This window comes from Afipia sp. DC4300-2b1 (assembly GCF_049895725.1).
GTDB classification, from domain to species: Bacteria; Pseudomonadota; Alphaproteobacteria; order Rhizobiales; family Xanthobacteraceae; genus Afipia; species Afipia broomeae.
Map to the genome: position 1 here is coordinate 1 of NZ_JAFCSX010000004.1, position 13,640 is coordinate 13,640.

At 57.8% G+C, this 13,640-nt stretch carries 14 protein-coding genes; all 14 read left to right on the top strand.

Annotated features, from left to right (window positions below; genetic code table 11):
* Nucleotides 1-292: 292 nt before the first annotated feature.
* The 14 genes from bchC to ACP7AL_RS16635 all read left to right on the top strand — a co-directional run bounded on the left by bchC (nt 293) and on the right by ACP7AL_RS16635 (nt 13,611).
* Complete coding sequence (gene bchC, locus ACP7AL_RS16570) at nt 293-1,234, top strand: chlorophyll synthesis pathway protein BchC (RefSeq protein ID WP_425993008.1); 942 nt, start codon at nt 293-295, stop codon at nt 1,232-1,234.
* Nucleotides 1,231-2,226, top strand: coding sequence for a chlorophyllide a reductase iron protein subunit X (locus tag ACP7AL_RS16575; RefSeq protein WP_425993010.1), 996 nt, complete (start codon nt 1,231-1,233; stop codon nt 2,224-2,226). Before bchC ends, ACP7AL_RS16575 begins: the two co-directional genes overlap by 4 nt.
* A gap of 10 nt (nt 2,227-2,236) precedes the next feature.
* Complete coding sequence (bchY, locus tag ACP7AL_RS16580; protein WP_425993012.1) at nt 2,237-3,847, top strand: chlorophyllide a reductase subunit Y; 1,611 nt, start codon at nt 2,237-2,239, stop codon at nt 3,845-3,847.
* On the top strand, nt 3,847-5,298 hold the full coding sequence (gene bchZ / locus ACP7AL_RS16585; protein WP_425993014.1) for a chlorophyllide a reductase subunit Z: 1,452 nt from the start codon (nt 3,847-3,849) through the stop codon (nt 5,296-5,298). Before bchY ends, bchZ begins: the two co-directional genes overlap by 1 nt.
* A 42-nt stretch (nt 5,299-5,340) precedes the next feature.
* Nucleotides 5,341-5,580, top strand: a complete 240-nt coding sequence (locus tag ACP7AL_RS16590) for a hypothetical protein (RefSeq protein ID WP_425993016.1) — start codon at nt 5,341-5,343, stop codon at nt 5,578-5,580.
* Nucleotides 5,581-5,698: 118 nt separating this feature from the next.
* Complete coding sequence (gene pufB, locus ACP7AL_RS16595; RefSeq protein WP_425993018.1) at nt 5,699-5,914, top strand: light-harvesting antenna LH1, beta subunit; 216 nt, start codon at nt 5,699-5,701, stop codon at nt 5,912-5,914.
* A 12-nt stretch (nt 5,915-5,926) separates the two neighbouring features.
* Nucleotides 5,927-6,124, top strand: a complete 198-nt coding sequence (gene pufA / locus ACP7AL_RS16600; protein ID WP_425993020.1) for a light-harvesting antenna LH1, alpha subunit — start codon at nt 5,927-5,929, stop codon at nt 6,122-6,124.
* Nucleotides 6,125-6,255: 131 nt separating this feature from the next.
* Nucleotides 6,256-7,089: a photosynthetic reaction center subunit L gene (pufL, locus tag ACP7AL_RS16605; RefSeq protein WP_425993022.1), complete on the top strand. Its 834-nt coding sequence runs from the start codon at nt 6,256-6,258 to the stop codon at nt 7,087-7,089.
* A 30-nt stretch (nt 7,090-7,119) separates the two neighbouring features.
* Nucleotides 7,120-8,043: a photosynthetic reaction center subunit M gene (gene pufM / locus ACP7AL_RS16610; RefSeq protein WP_425993024.1), complete on the top strand. Its 924-nt coding sequence runs from the start codon at nt 7,120-7,122 to the stop codon at nt 8,041-8,043.
* A gap of 185 nt (nt 8,044-8,228) precedes the next feature.
* A complete protein-coding gene (ppsR, locus tag ACP7AL_RS16615; protein ID WP_425993026.1) occupies nt 8,229-9,686 on the top strand; it encodes a transcriptional regulator PpsR in 1,458 nt (485 codons plus the stop codon).
* A complete protein-coding gene (gene chlG, locus ACP7AL_RS16620; protein ID WP_425993028.1) occupies nt 9,679-10,569 on the top strand; it encodes a chlorophyll synthase ChlG in 891 nt (296 codons plus the stop codon). The genes ppsR and chlG overlap by 8 nt, the downstream gene beginning before the upstream one ends.
* 2 nt (nt 10,570-10,571) lie before the next feature.
* Nucleotides 10,572-11,924 (top strand): BCD family MFS transporter, encoded by a 1,353-nt coding sequence (locus ACP7AL_RS16625; RefSeq protein WP_425993030.1) that lies wholly within the window; start codon nt 10,572-10,574, stop codon nt 11,922-11,924.
* On the top strand, nt 11,924-13,126 hold the full coding sequence (locus ACP7AL_RS16630; protein WP_425993032.1) for a geranylgeranyl diphosphate reductase: 1,203 nt from the start codon (nt 11,924-11,926) through the stop codon (nt 13,124-13,126). The genes ACP7AL_RS16625 and ACP7AL_RS16630 overlap by 1 nt, the downstream gene beginning before the upstream one ends.
* On the top strand, nt 13,126-13,611 hold the full coding sequence (locus tag ACP7AL_RS16635; RefSeq protein WP_425993034.1) for a TspO/MBR family protein: 486 nt from the start codon (nt 13,126-13,128) through the stop codon (nt 13,609-13,611). The genes ACP7AL_RS16630 and ACP7AL_RS16635 overlap by 1 nt, the downstream gene beginning before the upstream one ends.
* Nucleotides 13,612-13,640: the final 29 nt, after the last annotated feature.

The following is a 13,640-nucleotide window of genomic DNA, read 5'->3' on the forward strand; positions in this document are numbered from 1 at the left end:
CGCTCCAACCCGCCTAAAACCTCGACCCGCATCGCCTGATGACCTTAAAGCTAGACTTAAGGTCACACGCTTCGCGAAATATACCGCATCAGACAAGACGGCGCTCGTCGGATGCGTACCATGCTGCAGCAGGCTGGGTTCTCCGATGTGCGGCTCTTGCCAGCCCGCATGCCCGTTCTGACAACTGTAATCACGGCAAGAGTTAGCTAAAGTCGTTAATCTTACTTGACACAATAAAATGTAAGCATAACGTGACACACGCGGGATCAGCCTGCGATGATCGGAGTTTGCGATGGAGACCATCGCTATCGTTCTGAAAGAGCCGGAGCACGTTGAAATCACTCGGCTCGCGTTGACCGATCCAACCGCCGAGGACGTCGTTGTCGACGTGGAATGGAGTGGTGTTAGCACCGGGACCGAGCGCCTGCTTTGGTCCGGTCGCATGCCGCAGTTCCCGGGCATGGGTTACCCGCTTGTTCCTGGATATGAATCGGTCGGCCGCATCGTCGAGGCAGGTTCTGCATCAGCCATACGCGCAGGCGAACGTGTGTTTGTGCCCGGCGCAAAATGTTTCGGTGAGATACGAGGTCTGTTTGGAGCATCGGCTTCCAGGCTGGTGGTCCCAGCGAAGCGCGTGGTTCCGCTAGACTCGCAACTCGGCGACCGCGGGATTTTGTTGGCGCTGGCCGCGACAGCTTACCATGCGATGGCGGCGCCAGGTTCGTCACCTCCTCAATGCATCGTCGGTCATGGTGTGCTCGGCCGGCTGCTTGCGCGCATCGCGATGGCGATTGGTGCCGCGCCGCCAGTGGTGTGGGAGAAGAACCCGGTGCGGGCGGGAGGGGCAACCGGCTATCAGGTGCTCGATCCGGAAGCCGATCCCCGTCGCGACTACAAGACCATCTACGATGTCAGCGGCGACGCCAGTCTGCTTAATGCACTGATCGGGCGCATAGCGCCGGGCGGTGAAATCGTTCTCGCCGGATTTTACAGCGAGCCACTTTCTTTTGCGTTTCCGCCTGCTTTCATGCGTGAGGCGCGCTTGCGGGTCGCCGCTGAATGGCAGCAGCCAGATCTCGTATCGACCAAGACGCTCATCGAGAGCGGGCGCTTGTCGCTCGACGGTCTGATCACGCATCGCCACGACGCAAAATCCGCATCCGCCGCCTACCGAATCGCTTTCGATGATCCTGCATGTCTAAAACTGGTTCTGAACTGGAGTCACAGCTCATGAATGTCGTGCCCAACATCAGCATGAAGGATGCGCTGCGCTCCGAAGCGGCCATCGAGCCGAATGCTCCGGTCACGACGCCGGTGACGAAGGAAACACAAATCATTGCGATCTACGGCAAAGGCGGCATCGGCAAGAGCTTCACGCTGGCCAACCTGTCTTACATGATGGCGCAGCAGGGCAAGAAAATTCTTCTGATCGGATGCGATCCCAAGAGCGATACAACGTCGCTCCTGTTCGGCGGTCGCGCATGTCCAACAATCATCGAAACTTCGTCAAAAAAGAAGCTGGCCGGCGAGGAAGTCAAGATTGGCGACGTCTGCTTCAAGCGCGATGGCGTATTCGCCATGGAACTGGGCGGACCGGAGGTTGGGCGCGGCTGCGGCGGCCGCGGCATTATTCACGGATTCGAGCTTCTAGAAAAGCTCGGATTCCACGAGTGGGGTTTCGATTACGTCCTGCTCGATTTTCTCGGGGACGTGGTGTGTGGGGGCTTCGGTCTGCCGATCGCACGCGACATGTGCCAGAAGGTGATCGTGGTCGGCTCGAACGACCTGCAATCGCTTTATGTTGCGAACAATGTCTGTTCGGCGGTGGAGTATTTCCGCAAGCTGGGCGGCAACGTCGGTGTTGCCGGCATGGTCATCAATAAGGATGACGGCACGGGTGAGGCGGCTGCATTCGCTGAGAAGGTTGGTATTCCGGTTCTTGCTGCGATTCCGGCCGACGACGACATCCGCAAGAAAAGTGCGAATTACGAAATCATCGGCTTGCCTGGTGGGCAGTGGAGTTCGCTATTCGAGGAACTCGCGCGGAATGTCGGGTTGGCTCCGCCGGTTCGTCCGGCGCCGCTCACGCAGGATGGGCTGCTCGGTCTGTTCAAGGGCGAGGTGGTTGGACGCGGCGTGGTACTCGATCCCGCCACCATGGAAGACATGTGCGGCGCGTCCGTCGTGAACAAGCCGTCCCTCGAAGTCGTTTACGACGCGGTTTGAGGGGCAGGGCATGAACGTCATCCTTCCTCGATATGCCGGTGCGATAGCTGACTCTGTCGTGACTGACGATGTCGGGGTGGATGTCAGCGCAGGCGAACCGGCGGTTGCCGCCGCTCCGGCGATCAACGAGGCGGCAACGAAGACGGATGGAATAGGCTGCCACGCGGGTGGAGCGGAGCTCAAAGCCGCAGCGGCTGCGGCCGGAAAGAGCGAAGTTCTTGATCGCTACGCCGCCGACTATCCGAAGGGTCCGCACGACCAACCGCAAAGCATGTGTCCTGCTTTCGGATCGCTACGCGTCGGGCTGCGCATGCGCCGTACTGCGACGATTTTGTCCGGTTCGGCCTGCTGCGTTTATGGATTGACCTTCACCTCGCATTTTTACGGTGCGCGGCGGACTGTTGGTTACGTGCCGTTCAATTCCGAAACGCTGGTGACGGGAAAGCTGTTCGAGGACATCAGGGAAGCGGTGTTCAAGCTGGCCGATCCTGCGCTTTACGACACCATTATAATTACGAACCTCTGCGTGCCGACGGCTTCCGGCGTTCCTCTCGATCTTCTGCCGGATGAAATCAATGGCGTGCGGATTATCGGCATCGATGTCCCTGGTTTTGGTGTTCCGACGCACGCCGAAGCAAAGGACGTGCTTGCGGCGGCGATGCTCGAATATGCTCGTAAGGAAGTGGAGCAGGGGCCTGTCCAGGCGCCGCGCGGCGGACGCAGCGAAAAACCTACGGTGACCCTTGTCGGCGAGATGTTCCCCGCGGATCCGGTCGGCATCGGCATGATGCTGGAGCCGATGGGGCTAGCTGCAGGCCCGGTCGTGCCGACGCGCGAGTGGCGTGAGCTGTATGCCGCGCTTGATTGTTCGGTGGTGGCTGCGATCCATCCATTCTACACCGCGAGTTTCCGTCAATTCGATCTCGCCCGCAGAAAGATCGTCGGATCGGCACCCGTCGGACATGACGGCACCGAGGCCTGGCTCGAGGCCATCGGGTCTGCTTGCAACGTCCCGCGTGACAAAATCGATGCCGCCAAGAACCGTTTTCTTCCAGCAATCAAGGCGGCGCTTGCAGAGAAACCTGTCAACGCACGGATCAATATCTCGGGTTATGAAGGGTCCGAATTGCTTATCGCGCGATTGCTCATTGAGAGCGGGGCGCAGGTTCCTTATGTCGGATCGGCTTGTCCGCGAACGCAATGGTCCGATCCTGACCGCGAATGGCTCGAGGCGAAGGGCACGCGTGTCCAATACCGGGCATCGCTCGAGATGGATCTCGCGGCGATGGAAGAGTTCAAGCCGGATCTCGCAATCGGCACCACGCCTGTCGTGCAGAAGGCGAAGCAGATCGCAATCCCGTCGCTCTATTTCACGAATCTTATTTCAGCGCGTCCGCTGTTCGGCGTGGCGGGAGCCGGATCGCTTGCGCAGGTCGTGAATGCGGCATTGGCCAATCAGGGCCGCTTCGATGACATGAAAGATTTCTTTGGCGATATAGGCGATGGGTTTTCAGCCGGCGTGTGGGAAGACACACCGAAAGACAATCCGGCATTCAGGGAGAAGTACCGCAAGCAGATCGAAGCGCAGGCCAAGAAGCGCAAGTCGGAGGAAATGATCTGATGCTCGTCCTCGATCACGATCGGGCAGGTGGTTACTGGGGTGCGGTCTATGCCTTCACCGCGGTGAAGGGTATGCAGGTCATCATCGACGGACCGGTCGGATGCGAGAACCTTCCGGTCACCTCGGTGCTTCATTACACAGATGCCCTGCCGCCGCATGAATTGCCGATTGTGGTTACCGGTCTTGGTGAAGAAGAACTGGGCCAAACCGGAACAGAAGGGGCAATGAGGCGCGCGCATCGCACGCTCGATCCGTTTATGCCTGCGGTGGTCGTCACCGGTTCAATCGCGGAAATGATCGGCGGCGGCGTGACCCCGGAAGGCACCAACATCAAGCGGTTCCTGCCGCGTACCATCGACGAAGATCAATGGCAAAGCGCCGATCGCGCAATTGTCTGGCTTTGGAAGGAATATGGACTGAAGAAGATTCCGGAGCGCAAGCCGCGTGCGCCGGATGTCAGGCCGCGGGTCAATATCATCGGACCGATCTACGGCACATTCAATATGCCATCCGATCTTGCGGAAATCCGCCGGTTGATCGAGGGCATCGGCGCGGATGTGAATATGGTTTTTCCGCTCGGCAGCCATCTTGCCGATATTCCAAAGCTGACAAATGCCGACGTCAACGTCTGCATGTATCGCGAATTTGGCCGTATGTTGTGTGAGGCGCTGGAGCGTCCGTACCTGCAGGCGCCGATCGGCTTGCACAGTACGACAAAATTCCTTCGCAAGCTGGGCGAACTTCTCGGTATCGATCCGGAGCCGTTTATCGAACGCGAGAAATACACGACGATCAAGCCACTTTGGGATCTGTGGCGCTCGGTGACCCAGGACTTTTTCGGCACCGCAAGCTTTGCGATCGTGGCGAATGAGACATATGCGCGCGGTGTCAGAAACTTCCTCGAGACCGAGATGGGCCTGCCCTGCACATTCTCGTTCGCGCGAAAGGCTGGCGTGAAGCCTGATAACGAATCGGTCCGCAAAGCTGTGCGCGAGACGCCGCCGCTGATCCTGTTTGGCAGCTACAACGAACGGATGTATCTCGCCGAAGCGGGCGGCAGAGCCATGTACATCCCCGCGTCGTTCCCGGGCGCCGTGATCCGCCGGCATACCGGAACGCCGTTCATGGGATACTCGGGCGCTACCTATCTGGTTCAGGAAGTCTGCAACGCTTTATTCGATGCGCTTTTCAATATTCTGCCGCTAGCTGCCGATATGGACCGCGTCGATGCGACGCCGGCGCGGCTGCATCAGGAAATCCTTTGGAGCGACGACGCGAAGGCACTTCTCGACGAAGTGCTGGAGGCGCAGCCGGTTCTTGTGCGTATCTCTGCCGCAAAACGACTGCGCGATGCTGCCGAGCGCGGTGCGCGGCGCGCCGGCGAAGATCGCGTGACGACGGATTTTGTGATCCAAGCCCGCCAGTCTCTCATGGAAGGACAACCTGCATGAGCGCGATCAAAACTGTCTTTCCACAAACACGAGGTCCGACCCATGTCTGACTATGCTGACAACGGTCATCGTTCGAGACTGTTCCCCAATAGGGAAACAATCGAATCCCATTTGATGTTTGCTGCCTGCTTTGTTCTGTTCCTGTGCCAGGCGTTTGTGGTTCGTATCATACCTTGGCGCGAGCAATCCTTCTTCCGGCGGCCCGCGAAACGGCTTTCGATTTTCGGGGAAGCAAAAAGTGCGGCCAGCGAATGCGTCGCTTCGTCGTTCATGGGGTTGTGAGAATTCCGCCCGGCGTTTCCGGTCGGGATATTGCCGTTGCAGAAATGAAACGGCATTCGCTGTCGCCCAAAGCTCGGGCGGCGAACGGCCGAAAGGCCAACACTAGGAGGAATACCAAATGAAAGATGGTTCCCTTTCGGGGTTATCCGAACAGGAAGCCAAGGAATTCCACTCGATCTTCATGACGAGTTTCATACTCTTCACGGTGATCGCTGTGGTTGCCCACATCCTTGCGTGGATGTGGCGACCTTGGTTGCCGGGCCCCGGCGGCTATAAGGCGGCGCTCGAGAGCGTCCAGCATTTCGCCAGTCTTTCCTTGTCTTACTTGTCCTAACGGGAGGCAATTATGTGGCGAATTTGGCTTCTGTTTGATCCGCGCCGTGCGCTGATCATGCTGTTTACGTTCCTGTTTGGACTCGCAATCGTGATCCATTTCATCCTGCTCAGTACCGATCGGTTCAACTGGCTTGATGGTCCACGAAAGGGTCCGGCAAAGACGTCAGAGATTTCTCTGCCGTACACACCACCGGCCATGCCGTCTTGATGGCATGAACTGCAGCGTACCGGGACGGATGGGTATCGGAGTGAGCGGCCGTTCTCATCCGTCTCCGGGAAGTTGAAAAGGCAAACTTTGCAAAGTGCGGTTTTTTGAATTTGCAGGCGGAGGAACGGTCGATGGCAATGCTAAGCTTTGAAAGAAAGTATCGCATTCGCGGAGGAACGCTAATCGGCGGCGATCTATTCGACTTCTGGGCAGGACCGTTCTATGTCGGATTTTTCGGCATGACGACGATCTTCTTTTCCCTCGTCGGCATCGCGATGATCCTCTGGGGAGCGTCGCTGGGACCGACTTGGAACATCTGGCAAATCAGCATCAACCCGCCAGACGTAAAGTACGGTCTCTCGTTTGCGCCGCTCCAGGAAGGAGGCATCTGGCAGATTGTCACGGTGTGCGCTTTGGGCGCCTTCGTGTCCTGGGCGCTCCGCGAGGTTGAGATATGTCGCAAGCTCGGTATCGGATACCACATACCTTTCGCATTCAGCTTCGCGATCTTCGCGTACTTTACGCTTGTTGTGATCCGGCCGCTCCTGATGGGTTCCTGGAGCTACGGTTTTCCTTACGGCATCATCTCGCATCTGGATTGGGTATCGAACACCGGCTACCAGTACGGCAATTTCCATTACAATCCTGCGCACATGATCGCCATCACGTTTTTCTTTACGACGTGTCTGGCGCTTGCGTTGCACGGCGGTTTAATCCTGTCGTCGACCAATCCGGACAAAGGCGAGCCTGTAAAGTCGCCCGAGCATGAAAATACCGTGTTTCGTGATCTGATCGGATATTCGGTCGGCACGATAGGCATTCATCGCCTCGGCCTGTTTGTCGCACTGTCTGCGGTCTTTTTCAGCGCGGTATGCATTGTCATCAGCGGTCCACTTTGGTCCGAAGGCCAGGCCTGGTCTGAGTGGTGGAACTGGTGGCGCAATCTTCCCATCTGGTCCTCATAATCTCATCCGGCCACAAGAAAGATTCTCGCCATGGCCCAGTATCAAAACTTCTTCACGCAAGTTCAGGTCAGAAGTGAAATTTATCCCGGCATTCCCGTGCCCCCCGGCATATGGACTCGCTCGGGCGAAGGCAGGTTCAATTATTGGCTCGGAAAAATCGGAGATGCCCAGGTCGGCCCGATCTATCTGGGATACATTGGTCTGCTCTCAATCATCTGCGGCATTGTTGCCATAGAAATTATTGGCCTGAACATGCTCGCCTCTGTGAACTGGAGTCCGATCGAATTTGTCAGGCAATTGCCTTGGCTTTCGCTCGATCCACCGAAACCTGAATACGGCATCTCGTTTCCGCCGCTGAAAGAGGGCGGCTGGTGGTTGATGGCCGGCTTCTTTCTCACGACGTCGATCCTCTTGTGGTGGGTAAGAACCTATCGGCTTGCTCGCGCGCTTGGCATGGGTACGCACGTGTCTTGGGCTTTCCTGTCCGCGATATGGCTTTATCTCGTCCTGGGCTTTATACGGCCGCTGCTGATGGGCAGCTTCAGTGAAGCCGTTCCGTTCGGAATATTCCCGCACCTCGACTGGACGAACAATTTCTCGATCACGCACGGCAATCTCTTCTACAATCCGTTCCACATGCTTTCGATTGCATTCCTGTATGGCTCCGCTCTTCTGTTCGCCATGCACGGCGCCACGATTCTCGCGGTGAGTCGATACGGCGGGGAGCGCGAGATCGAGCAGATCGTCGACCGGGGAACTGCGCTGGAACGTGCAGCGCTGTTCTGGCGCTGGACTATGGGGTTCAACGCCACGGCGGAATCGATTCATCGATGGGCGTGGTGGTTCGCTGTTTTATGTCCGCTGACGGGTGGAATCGGCATTCTTCTATCGGGCACGGTGGTCGATAACTGGTTTGATTGGGGCGTCAAGCACGGACTTGCCACGCCAAGGTAGAAGCAAATCTGGACAGCGTCCGCCGACGAAGATTCGCTACGCCGGCGGACGACTTACTTGGTTCATCGACACGTCTTTGACCGAAGAACCTGTTGCGATGAGAAAGCCGGCTCGGCCAGCCTGAAATTTGTCTCGCAATCAATAACAAGACTTGTCTGGGAAGGACGCCGTGGTGACGGTCATTCTTGTTACGGAGGATATTTACCCTGTCACGGGATTTCAAATCTCCGAAGGATTCGCTGGGCGATCTCGGTGCGAAATCTGCCGCCAAGCTGATCGCCGCTGCGACGGACGTCGCCGTGGTTGTCGATGGCCAGGGCGTAATTCGAGACGTAGCGTTCAACAAAGAAGACTTGTCGCTCGAACTGGATGCTCATGGCCGGTGGCTTGGCTCAAAGTTTTCGGAGGTCGTTACGCCCGAAACCCGCTTCAAGGTAGACGAACTTCTGCAGGACGCAGCGTCCCGAAAGCTATCCCCTTGGCGTCAAGTCAATCATCCATCGCCGAGTGGCGAGGATATCCCTGTGCTTTATTCGGCTGTCGATATAGGGCGCAAGGATCGCTTTGTTGTCCTGGGTCGCGACCTTCGCTCGCTCGCGGCAATGCAACGGCGACTGATCAGCGCGCAGCAGTCCATGGAGCGGGACTACGCCCGGCTGCGTCACGCCGAAACCCGTTACCGGCTTCTGTTTCAGGTCTCATCCGAGGGCGTCATGATCGTTGATGCCACGACCTATCAGATTTCAGAGGCCAATCCGGCATCACTTGCGTTATTTGACGAGAGTGCGCCAAGAATTCTGAAATCCAGTTTGCTTGATCATGCCGATCGCGAGAATGCGTTGAATATAAGCCATCTTCTAGCGGACGTCCGGGCAACCGGGCGTGATCGCAGCGGCCGGTTTCGAATTGCAAAGAACGGGCGGGATTGTACCCTTTCTGCATCTCTGTTCAGGCAGGAAAATGCGTCCCTTTTTCTTCTGCGGTTTTCGAGTGAACAGCCAATCGTTGAAAACAGCAGTCTGATAGCGACATCGACGCTTATGAGGCACTTCGAAGAAGCGCCTGATGGCATGGCGATTACACAGAATGACGGACGTGTGCTCCGCGCCAATCGCGCATTTCTCGACATGACCCAGATGTCCAGCGAAGAACAGGCACGAGGTGAACCGCTCGATCGCTGGATCGGCCGGGCAGGTGTCGATCTCAGCATAGCATTCGCAAATCTTCGCCAGGGAAGTCCCGTTAAACTCTTTGCCACCGTCCTGCACGGTGAATACGGCGGCTTGACGGAGATAGAGATGTCGGCGGTGTCGCTGCAAGACGGCGGCGACAAGCCGAACTTTGGCTTTACCATCAGAAATATCGATACGCGGCTCTCTGTGTCGGGATCTGGAGAACGAGAGCTCCCTCGGTCGATAGCTGAGCTCACAAAACTAATCGGCCGCGTGCCGCTGCGCGACCTAGTGCGGGAAACGACCGATGTCATCGAGAAGTTATCAATCGAAGCGGCGTTGGAGCTGACTGGTAATAACCGCGCGTCGGCGGCGGATATGCTCGGCCTCAGTCGCCAGAGCCTCTACGTCAAGTTGCGCCGGTTCGGACTTGCTGAGCACGCATCAGATGATGAGGGCGACGATGAATAGTGCGGTTATTCGCCCCGCGCCGGCGGTGGTGCTCGAACTACTCAAGCCGATTACGTGGTTTCCGCCGATGTGGGCGTTCGGGTGCGGAGTTGTGTCTTCGGGGGTCTCAGTCGGAGAACGCTGGCCGGTAATCTTGGCAGGCGTATTGCTCGCCGGACCCATGGTGTGCGGCACCAGTCAGGCAGTCAACGACTGGTACGATCGTCATGTCGATGCGATCAACGAACCGGCGCGGCCGATTCCATCGGGACGTGTGCCCGGACAATGGGGTCTTTACATCGCCATCGGCTGGACTGTGTTGTCACTACTGCTTGCAACGCTGCTCGGCCCATGGGGGTTCGCAGCAGCCGTTTTCGGGCTGGTGCTGGCGTGGGCGTACAGCGCGCCACCGATCCGGCTGAAGCAGAACGGGTGGTGGGGCAACGCGGCCTGCGGACTCTGTTACGAAGGATTACCTTGGTTCACCGGCGCGGCGGTGATGACCGCGGCCAGTCCCGACTCGCGGATCGTCCTGATTGCGCTCCTTTATAGCGTGGGTGCGCATGGCATCATGACTTTGAACGATTTCAAATCCGTCGAAGGCGACGAGCGGATGGGCATCGATTCCCTCCCGGTGCTTCTCGGCGTAGAGAATGCTGCGCGCTTCGCGTGCTTCGTGATGGCAGCTCCGCAGCTGATCGTCGTGGCAATGCTGATCGTTTGGCAATGCCCTGTTTATGCCACAGCGGTCGCCGTCTTGGTTGTGGGTCAGCTGTTTTTTATGGCCCATTTTCTGAAGAGTCCGCGTGAACGAGCTCCCTGGTACAACGGCACAGGGATCAGTTGTTATGTGCTGGGGATGGTCGTCAGCGCGTTTGCGCTTGCGGCTATTCGTGGAGGGTAACGATGTCGGACAGGGCGCTGTCATGGTTTGGAATTGTCCGGTTGGGCCTGGTGCAGACCGGCCTCGGAGCCATCGTCGTTCTAACAACATCGACACTCAACCGGGTGATGGTTGTGGAGCTTGCGATGCCAGCGATGCTTCCGGGTGCGCTGGTCGCGATACATTATGTATTGCAGGTCTTTCGACCCGCGTGGGGACACGGATCGGATATGGGCGGGCGACGAACGCCCTGGATCGTCGGCGGCATGGGCGTTCTGGCGGCAGGCGGCGTTCTGGCGTCCGTAGCTACGGCTTGGATGACCACACAGCCGATCATTGGAATCACGCTTGCCGTCTGCGCATTCTGCCTGATAGGGGGCGGCGTTGGTGCTGCAGGAACGTCTTTACTTGTTTTGCTGGCAGAAAAAACTGACGACCGGCGCCGCGCAGCCGCGGCCACGCTCGTGTGGGTGATGATGATAGCCGGCTTCATTGTGACAACCGGCGTAGCGGGTCAAATGCTCGATCCATTCTCGATGCTTCGGCTCGTGATCGTTTCAGGATTTGTCTCTGCGGCAGCAATGGTTCTGACCCTTTTGGGCGTTTGGGGAATCGAAGGCACGCCGCCGGTGCAGGTGCTCCCAGTGCGGAAGAATATCGTGGGAAAATCCTCATTCCCTGAAGCGCTCATGGATGTGTGGTCAGAGCCACAGGCAAGACGCTTCGCAATCTTTGTTTTCGTTTCCATGCTGGCCTATAGCGCGCAGGATCTCATTCTTGAGCCATTCGCAGGGCTGGTATTTGGCCTTACGCCGGGCGAGACGACCAAACTGTCTGGACTTCAGCACGGCGGCACGCTGGTCGGCATGGCGCTCGTACCCTTGGCCGGTGCGATTGTTCCGCGATCACGCGGAAATCTTCAGATGTGGACGGTCGGGGGGTGCCTCGCGTCTGCTGTCGCCCTTTTGGGTCTTGTCGCGGCGGCGATGACAGGGCCCTTGTGGCCGTTCCGCGAAACCGTCTTTATGCTCGGTGTTGCCAACGGTGCATACGCGGTCGCCGCAATCGGATCGATGATGTCGCTTGTTACTTCAGGACGCGAGAAGCGCGAAGGCGTGCGCATGGGCTTGTGGGGCGCGGCGCAGGCGTTCGCCTTCGGTCTCGGAGGTTTTGCCGGTACGCTTGCAAGCGATATCGCCCGATTCTTCCTGTCGTCACCTGCGCTGTCTTATTCGGCTGTGTTTGCCGGAGAGGCGTTGCTTTTTGTTGTAGCCGCGATCATGGCCGTTTGGGTCCATCGCGCGCTACCAGCAAGCAGGGCTCATAAGAGCGGCATCAGTGATATACAAACGATAGCTGTCCCAGGGGGTGCATGATGACCACGGATAACGAACTGTTCGACGTTGTGGTTGTTGGCGGCGGTCCCTCGGGAGCCACGGCAGCAAATGATCTTGCGCAGGCTGGCCGAAAGGTCCTTTTGCTTGACCGGGCGGGACGGATCAAGCCATGCGGTGGGGCGATTCCACCGCGTCTCATTCGCGACTTCGATATTCCTGATCACCTGCTGGTCGCTCGGGTAAATTCCGCGCGCATGGTTTCCCCGTCGGACAAGAAAGTCGATATGCCGATCGATGGGGGCTTTGTCGGTATGGTGGATCGCGAGATTTTCGACGAATGGCTGAGAATGCGCGCTGTTCAGGCTGGGGCCGAACGGCGTACAGGATTTTTCAAGCGCTTTGATCGCGATGCGAATAATGTAACCACAGTTCATTACGAGACCCGGGAGCCTGATGGGTCGATGCGAGATTGTCTTGTGCGTACACGTGCGATGATCGGTGCGGATGGCGCACTTTCCGCTGTGGCACGGCAATGTCTTCCAGGCGCGGACCGGCTGCCATTTGTTTTCGCGTATCACGAGATCGTCCGATCACCCGATATCGCCGTTACGAGCTTCGATGGAACGCGCTGTGACGTGTATTACAGGGGAACGGTGTCGCCCGATTTTTATGGCTGGATATTCCCGCATGGCGATACGGTTTCGGTCGGGACAGGGTCGGCCCGCAAGGGGTTTTCGCTGAAGGATTCTGTCAGCGAGCTCAGAGGTGCCGCAGGTCTCGGCAGATCGGAGACCATTCGTCGCGAAGGTGCGCCGATTCCGCTACACCCGCTGCCGCGCTGGGATGACGGCCATAGCGTGCTGCTCGCCGGGGATGCTGCCGGTGTCGTCGCACCGGCCTCTGGGGAGGGAATTTACTACGCCATGATCGGCGGGCGTCTTGCAGCGGAAGCGATGGAACTGTTTCTTCAGACCGGAAAGGCAGCCGCATTGCGTACGGCGCGCAAGCGCTTCATGAAAATGCACGGGATTGTCTTCTGGATTCTCGGTGTCATGCAGTGGTATTGGTATTCCAATGATCGGCGGCGCGAGCGCTTCGTCAGCATTTGCCGGGATCGAGACGTTCAGAAGCTTACTTGGGATGCTTATATGAACAAGGAGCTCGTGCGCGCGAAACCAATTGCTCATGTGAGGATATTCTTCAAGAATCTAGCTCACATGGCGGGCTTGGCATCGGCGTGATGTCGGCTGGCCGCGCGCTCTGGAAGCCCATTCTGATCGCCGCCTGTGTCGCGATTTTTATCGGTGTATTGGGCGGAACGCTCACCGATACCGGGCCGTGGTATCAGAATTTGCGCAAGCCCTCTTGGCAGCCTCCTGACTGGCTCTTTGGACCGGCATGGACTCTGATCTTCGCGCTGGCCACCGCTTCTGCAGTTTATGCCTGGCGTTCGGCCTCGGATAAGGCTCAGCGCGAATGGGTTATCGGGCTGTTCGCGTTGAACGGATTTCTGAATGTGCTGTGGAGCACGCTGTTCTTCGCGTTGAGACGGCCAGATTGGGCTTTAATAGAGGTCGTATTTCTCTTGATATCCATCCTGATGCTTATCGTCTCTTTCTGGCGCCGATCATTGTCTGCAAGCCTGTACCTGTTGCCGTATCTGGTCTGGGTCGCTTTCGCGGCGGTATTGAATCTCGAGGTCGTGCGTTTGAACGGACCCTTCTGAGATTGCCCTATCCATTGCTGGATGCGATC